The following is a 6,679-nucleotide window of genomic DNA, read 5'->3' as shown; positions in this document are numbered from 1 at the left end:
AGCCGTCGTCGAACAGTTCCATGCAGCAGGCATGGTCACGCTTGGAAAGCTGAACTGCGATGAATTCGCCATGGGCTCATCCAACGAGAACTCGCACTTCGGTCCGGTGAAGAATCCATGGGACAAGTCAGCGGTGCCAGGCGGATCATCGGGTGGATCGGCGGCGGCCATCGCCGCGCGGCTTGCACCCGCGGCAACCGCGACCGACACCGGCGGCTCGATCCGCCAGCCCGCGTCCTTCTGCGGCGTGACCGGCATCAAGCCGACCTATGGCCGCGTATCCCGCTTCGGCATGATCGCTTTTGCATCATCGCTCGACCAGGGCGGCCCCATGGCGCAGTCGGCCGAGGACTGTGCGCTGCTGCTCAATGCGATGGCGGGTTTCGATGCGCGCGACTCGACCAGCCTCGAACCCGGCAAGGGCGGCGACAGGGAAGACTTCGGCCGCGACCTGGACAAGAGCCTGCAAGGGTTAAGAATCGGCGTGCCGCGTGAGTACTTCGGCAAGGGACTGGCGTCCGATGTCGAGCAGGCCGTCCGCGCGGCGCTTGCCGAATATGAAAAGCTCGGCGCGACGCTGGTCGACATCTCGCTGCCGAAAACCGAGCTGTCGATTCCTGTGTATTACGTCATCGCGCCTGCCGAAGCATCGTCCAACCTGAGCCGCTTCGACGGCGTGCGCTATGGCCACCGCGCCAGGGAATACAAGGACCTGGGCGACATGTACCGCAAATCGCGCGCTGAGGGCTTCGGCGACGAAGTCAAGCGACGCATTCTGGTTGGCGCCTACGTGCTGTCACACGGTTACTACGACGCCTACTACCTGCAAGCCCAGAAAATCCGCCGCCTGATTGCGCAGGACTTCAGTAACGCATTCCAGCAATGCGATGTCATCATGGGACCGGTCGCGCCGACAGTGGCGTGGGACCTTGGCGACAAGGCCGATGATCCGGTTGCCAACTATCTCGCCGATATCTTCACGCTGTCGACCAGCCTCGCGGGATTGCCCGGCATGTCGATACCCTGCGGTTTCGGACAGGGCGACAAGAACGGCAAGCGGCCGGTGGGTCTGCAGATCATCGGCAACTATTTCGAAGAAGCACGGTTGCTGAACGTCGCGCACCAATTCCAGCTCGCGACCGACTGGCATCTGCGCAAGCCGGAAGGCGTCAATTGAAAAAGCGCCGCGTTCGCTCGTTGCTGCCGATACTGCTGCTTGCATGCGGCACGGTCGCTGTCGCGCAGCAACTGGACGCCAGATTTTCCTGCAGCGTGACGCGCGACGAAGGCGGCGAGCGGGTTATCTATGCCGACAACGGCGAGATCCGGCTTCGCGGTGATCGCATCGATGCGTTTCGGTGGGAGTCGGCCCTGCATCGCAGTACGCATGGCTTTGATTGCAGCATCGAACAGGGCGACGGCTTGAAAGCCGAAGTGCGCGAGGATGCAAAGAACCCGAGCTGGCGCATTGCGCTTACCGATGCGCGCACCGCACGGGACCGGCGCGGATACGACTTCGATCGCGGACTCAATTGCACCATCCGGCTGGAACGGAACGGCGACATGCTGAACATCAAGCCGACCTGCCCTGCCCTGTGCGGATCGCGCATGAATTTTTCTGAGTTGTCGGTGGACCTGAAGACCGGCGACTGCCGCTACGAACAGTAGCAAACCAATTTTCATCCTTCCCTGACGGGGAAGGACATACAGATTACGAAGTGAGGTCACTATGCAATGGGAAGTCGTCATCGGTCTGGAGACGCATGCGCAGCTCTCGACCCAATCAAAAATATTCAGCGGCGCGTCGACCCGCTTCGGCGCCGAGCCGAACACCCAGGCAAGTCCGGTGGATCTGGCGCTGCCCGGCGTCCTTCCGGTCATGAACAAGGGCGCGGTGGAGCGTGCCATCCAGTTCGGCCTGGCAGTCGGCGCTACGATTGCGCCGCAGTCGATTTTCGCACGCAAGAATTACTTCTATCCCGACCTGCCCAAGGGTTATCAGATCAGCCAGTATGAAATACCGGTCGTGCAGGGCGGACGCGTTTCCTTCGTGCTGGAAAAGGACGGCAAGGCCGAGATGCGCTCGGTCCAGCTCACGCGTGCCCACCTCGAAGAGGACGCCGGAAAATCCCTGCATGAAGACTATCAGGGCATGTCAGGCATCGATCTCAACCGCGCCGGCACACCGCTGCTGGAAATCGTCACCGAGCCGGACATGCGCAGTGCGGCCGAAGCGGTGGGCTACGCCAAGGCGCTGCATTCGCTGGTGGTGTGGCTGGGTATCTGCGACGGCAACATGCAGGAAGGGTCGTTCCGCTGCGACGCCAACGTTTCGGTGCGGCCGGTCGGACAGAAGGAATACGGCACCCGCTGCGAAATCAAGAACCTGAACTCCTTCCGTTTTCTGGAAGACGCGATCAACTATGAAGTTCGACGCCAGATCGAACTGATCGAGGACGGCGGCAAGGTCGTGCAGGAAACCCGGCTCTACGATCCGGACCGCAAGGAAACACGGTCGATGCGCAGCAAGGAAGACGCGCAGGATTACCGCTACTTCCCCGACCCCGATCTGCCGCCGCTGGTGATCGCGCAGGAATGGATCGAGCGGGTCAGGACTTCGATGCCCGAGCTGCCGGGTGCAATGCGCGAGCGATTCACCCGCGACTACAGCCTGCCCGAGTACGATGCCGCGGTCCTGACGCAATCGAAAGCGATGGCGGCGTATTTCGAAGCGGTGGTCGCCAAGGCCGGCAAGGAGCAGGCCAAACCCGCCGCCAACTGGCTGATGGGCGATGTGTCATCCACGCTGAACCGCGAAAACGTCGACATCGCCGACGCGCCGGTGAAGGCGGAGCAGCTTGCGCTGCTGCTGCAGCGCATCGCCGACGGCACCATCTCCAACAAGATCGCCAAGGAAGTGTTCGCGGCGATGTGGGAGACGCCGTCCGACAAGCCGACGCTGGCCGACGACATCATCGAAGCCAAGGGCTTGAAGCAGATTTCCGACAGCGGCGCGCTGGAGAAGATCATTGACGAGGTGTTGGCGGCGAATGCGAAGTCGGTGGAGGAATTCCGCGCCGGCAAGGAAAAGGCATTCAATGCGCTGATCGGCCAGGCGATGAAGGCGACGAAGGGGAAAGCGAACCCGGCGCAACTGACGGAGCTGTTGAAGAGCAAGCTGGCGGGGTGATCTGGCTGGCGGCGCCGTCGGGAAAGCCAGGAAGATGATGAAGCCAGTCCCCTGCCAGCAGGGGCAGCCAGCCGAAAAGCGCTTAATTCGACGAAGCCGCCGCCTTCCCGCCTATTGCGGCATGCCCGGGCGCGGACGTCCCGCTGACCAACTCCCGATACCGTTTCAGGGTTTCATCGAACTTCACGTTGGTGAGCTGCATCTCGGCTTCCCGTTCGCTCTTGGCCTTCTGTGCCTTCACGACTGCCTCATTCGCCTCGTCAAGCCTGCGTTGCGCAACGGGAGGCAGCACCGGATTTTTCTTCCGGTACACCTCCAGATCGACATTTACCGACTTCAGATTCTTTTCCGCCGCAGCCAGCATCGCAGCGTCGTTCTTGGCCTGCTCTTCCAGCACGCCCAGGGCGCGCTTGCGTGCATGGTCGATATCGCTCTCACTGTGATAGCGCGAGCGCAGCAGCAGGTCACTCTTGCGCTGCGCTTCCAGGGCAGCTTCTTCGGCCTTGCGCCGTTCGGCCAGCAATTGCAGTTCCCGCTTCTGTTCCGGTGTGAGCGGCGCCTGGATTTCGCGGACCACGATGCCGGACTTGTTGAGTTCGCGCATCGGGCGATTGGCGCATTCCGGCATCGGGCGGTCGGAAGTGATCATGCGGCCGGATGCGTCCTTGCATGAAAAAATCTGCGCCTGGGCGGCGCCATGCGCGATCAGCAAACACAGGAAAACCCAGCCACTCCGCATCCCGCCTCCATTTGGCGCTGCGGAATGAAATCCGCAACTTTGTTATTGAATTATCAATTGATGCCATAACGGCGCCGGTAAGCGGCGACAGCATCCTTGTACTGCGCCTGTTCCGGATGGGCACCGGCATCGGAGATATATTCCAACAAATCGTCAAGGTTGCCAATAGAAATCACCGGCATGCCATACGCCTGTGTCACTTCCTGCACAGCGGAATGTGGGGAAAGCGCGTCGTCCTTGCCGGAACGTTCCATCCGGTCGAGGGCGATCAGCACCGCGCATGGCGTCGCGCCGGCGGCGCGGATCATGTCGACCGACTCCCGCACCGACGTGCCGGCGGAGATCACGTCGTCGATGATGACCACCCTTCCCTGCAGTTTCGCGCCTACCATGGTGCCGCCTTCGCCGTGGTCCTTGGCTTCCTTGCGGTTGAAGGCGAACGGCACGTTGCGTCCTCTTGCCGCCAGCGCGACGGCAGTGGCCGAGGCCAGGGTGATGCCCTTGTAGGCCGGGCCGAACAGCATGTCGAATTCAATGCCGGAATCGATCAGGGTCTGCGCGTAGAAATCGGCGAGCTTGCCGAGGTTGGCGCCATCGTTGAACAGTCCGGCGTTGAAGAAATACGGCGAGGTGCGGCCGGCCTTGGTGATAAATTCACCGAAGCGCAGTACGCCGGCGGATACGGAGAATTCGATGAATTGTTGGCGAACGTTGGTCAAGATTACCTCGGAGGTGATGAAATGGCGACAGGGGATCCCCCTGTCGCCAGAAACACTGCGTCACAAAACATCGCTGGCCTGTTCCTCCCCCTGACAGAGGGAGGGGACCGTGCAATGTCGCTTGCAACACACTAGCGATAGGACGGGACTGAAACAAACCGGCATTGTAAATGCATATCGCCGGCCGCCGTTCTCATTCCCGGCTGCCGGACGATCGGTTATCCTTACCGGCGTCTTTTTCCTATCTCCCGCTATGCTGAAAATCATCTCCGCCAATCTCAACGGCATCCGCTCCGCCTCGAAAAAGGGCTTCTTCGACTGGATGCTGAAGCAATCCGCCGATTTCGTCTGCGTACAGGAATTGAAGGCCCAGGCCGGCGATATGACGCCCGATTTCCTGGCGCCGTCCGGCTATCACGGCCACTTCCATTATGCGGAGAAGAAAGGCTATTCCGGCGTGGGCATTTACTCCCGCTATGAGCCGGATGCGGTGCAGGTCGGCTTCGGCTGCACCGAGTTCGATGCGGAAGGCCGCTATATCCAGTGCGATTTTGGCAAGCTCAGCGTGATTTCGGTGTACTGCCCGTCCGGCTCCTCCAGCGAGGAGCGGCAGCTGGCGAAATTCCGCTTCATGGAGGTATTCCTGCCGCACCTGGAGAAGTTGAAGGCCTGCGGCCAGGAAGTGGTGCTGTGCGGCGACTGGAATATCGCGCACAAGGAAATCGATCTGAAGAACTGGAAGGGCAACAAGAAGAATTCCGGTTTCCTGCCCGAGGAACGGGCGTGGCTGACCCGCATTTTCGATGAAGTCGGCTTCGTCGACACCTTCCGCCGCGTGGATACGCGTCCGGAGCAATACACCTGGTGGAGCAACCGGGGGCAGGCTTGGGCAAAGAACGTCGGCTGGCGCATCGATTACCACATCACCACGCCGGAGATTGCGGCGAAGGCGAATGCGGTGTCCATCTACAAGGATGAGCGATTCTCAGACCACGCGCCGCTGATCATCGATTACGACGGCGCGTCATCCCTGCTGGCGGTTGCAAAGTAATCAGGGAGTGCGGAGCCGGGTTCTTATTTCACCGGCTCAATCCCTTTCACATTGCTTTCGTAAGGCGGCAACGACTTGACCGGCACGCCTTTCACCTTTGCATACAGCGGCAGCACCTGCGCCATGTGCTTTTCCATCTGTGCAATGCGCGCCGTGCCGGCCGGGTGGGTCGAGAGCCATTGCGGCGGCCCATTCTTGCTGACCATGCCCATTTTGCGCCACAAGGTGATGCCGGCGCGCGGATCGTAGCCGGCGCGCGCGGCGATATCGAGGCCGACCAGGTCGGCTTCCGTCTCGTCGCTGCGGGAAAATTTCAGGATGGCGAGACTCGCGCCTGCTTCGGCAACCGTATTGGTCACGTTGGGATCGATGCCGAACAGCGCCGATAGCCCGAAACCGAGCACACTTGCGCCCACATTCGTTATGCCGGATTTCGCAAGGCGTTCGCGGCTGTGCTCGCGCAGCGCATGGGCAGCCTCATGGCCCATGATGATGGCGGCTTCGTCATCCGTCAATTTCAGCTTGGTCAGGATGCCGCTGAAGAAGGCGATCTTCCCGCCGGGCATGCAGAAGGCATTGATGTCTTCGGTGTTGATCAGGTTGATTTCCCATTGCCATCCGGGGGCGCTTTCGTTCCAGCGCTTTGCCTGCGGGATAATCCTTTCTCCGATTGCGCGCAAGCGCTGCACCTGCGGATGCGAGTCCGGCACGAGCACGCCTTTCTGCTTCGCCTGCTGGAGCAATTCGGCGTATTGCTGTCCGGCGGCGGCATTGAGTTCGGATTCGGGTACGAGCGTACGCAGCCGCGACATCTTCTCCACCTTGACCCCGTCCGGGGAGACGGACTCCTTGGCGGCCAGCGCCGGCTGCGAACAGGTAAATATTGCCGCAATGACGGCCATTGAGAGAAAACGGTTCATGCCTTATTGTCCTCCAACAAAACCAGAATCATCTTGATTGCCGACAGCAGTTCGCACCCT

At 60.8% G+C, this 6,679-nt stretch carries 7 protein-coding genes; 4 read left to right on the top strand and 3 right to left on the bottom strand.

The window, feature by feature from the left end; translation table 11 throughout:
* The 3 genes from gatA to gatB form a co-directional block, all read left to right on the top strand.
* Nucleotides 1-1,177, top strand: a 1,177-nt coding sequence (gatA, locus tag VGU61_RS01820; RefSeq protein ID WP_326857387.1) for an Asp-tRNA(Asn)/Glu-tRNA(Gln) amidotransferase subunit GatA, incomplete at its 5' end; no start/stop codon positions are given.
* Nucleotides 1,174-1,668 carry a hypothetical protein gene (locus tag VGU61_RS01815; RefSeq protein ID WP_326857386.1) on the top strand — a complete coding sequence of 165 codons (495 nt, stop codon included), beginning with the start codon at nt 1,174-1,176 and terminating at the stop codon, nt 1,666-1,668. The genes gatA and VGU61_RS01815, both read left to right, overlap by 4 nt.
* 61 nt (nt 1,669-1,729) lie before the next feature.
* Complete coding sequence (gatB, locus tag VGU61_RS01810; protein WP_326857385.1) at nt 1,730-3,190, top strand: Asp-tRNA(Asn)/Glu-tRNA(Gln) amidotransferase subunit GatB; 1,461 nt, start codon at nt 1,730-1,732, stop codon at nt 3,188-3,190.
* Between the two features lie 82 nt (nt 3,191-3,272).
* On the opposite strand, the gene VGU61_RS01805 is transcribed toward gatB, so the two are convergent.
* Nucleotides 3,273-3,929, bottom strand: coding sequence for a DUF4124 domain-containing protein (locus VGU61_RS01805; protein WP_326857384.1), 657 nt, complete (start codon nt 3,927-3,929; stop codon nt 3,273-3,275).
* A gap of 53 nt (nt 3,930-3,982) precedes the next feature.
* Entirely contained in the window at nt 3,983-4,648 is a 666-nt protein-coding gene (pyrE, locus tag VGU61_RS01800) for an orotate phosphoribosyltransferase (RefSeq protein ID WP_326857383.1), read from the bottom strand.
* A gap of 253 nt (nt 4,649-4,901) precedes the next feature.
* Here pyrE and VGU61_RS01795 point away from each other — a divergent pair, with 253 nt between their 5' ends.
* Nucleotides 4,902-5,699, top strand: coding sequence for an exodeoxyribonuclease III (locus VGU61_RS01795; RefSeq protein ID WP_326857382.1), 798 nt, complete (start codon nt 4,902-4,904; stop codon nt 5,697-5,699).
* Between the two features lie 23 nt (nt 5,700-5,722).
* Here VGU61_RS01795 and VGU61_RS01790 read toward each other — a convergent pair whose 3' ends face one another.
* Complete coding sequence (locus tag VGU61_RS01790; RefSeq protein WP_326857381.1) at nt 5,723-6,619, bottom strand: M48 family metallopeptidase; 897 nt, start codon at nt 6,617-6,619, stop codon at nt 5,723-5,725.
* Between the last annotated feature and the right edge of the window lie 60 nt (nt 6,620-6,679).

The sequence above is a fragment of the Noviherbaspirillum sp. genome (assembly GCF_035944575.1).
Classification (GTDB): Bacteria; Pseudomonadota; Gammaproteobacteria; order Burkholderiales; family Burkholderiaceae_D; genus Noviherbaspirillum.
The sequence above is the reverse complement of the archived record's forward strand: the minus strand, read 5'-3'. Positions and strand labels throughout refer to the sequence as shown.

Bases quoted from the DNA above. Each gene is read 5' to 3' on its own strand.
- gatB (WP_326857385.1), top strand. From the start codon at position 1,730: ATGCAATGGGAAGTCGTCATCGGTCTGGAGACGCATGCGCAGCTCTCG.
- VGU61_RS01805 (WP_326857384.1), bottom strand. From the start codon at position 3,929: ATGCGGAGTGGCTGGGTTTTCCTGTGTTTGCTGATCGCGCATGGCGCC.
- VGU61_RS01795 (WP_326857382.1), top strand. From the start codon at position 4,902: ATGCTGAAAATCATCTCCGCCAATCTCAACGGCATCCGCTCCGCCTCG.
- VGU61_RS01790 (WP_326857381.1), bottom strand. From the start codon at position 6,619: ATGAACCGTTTTCTCTCAATGGCCGTCATTGCGGCAATATTTACCTGT.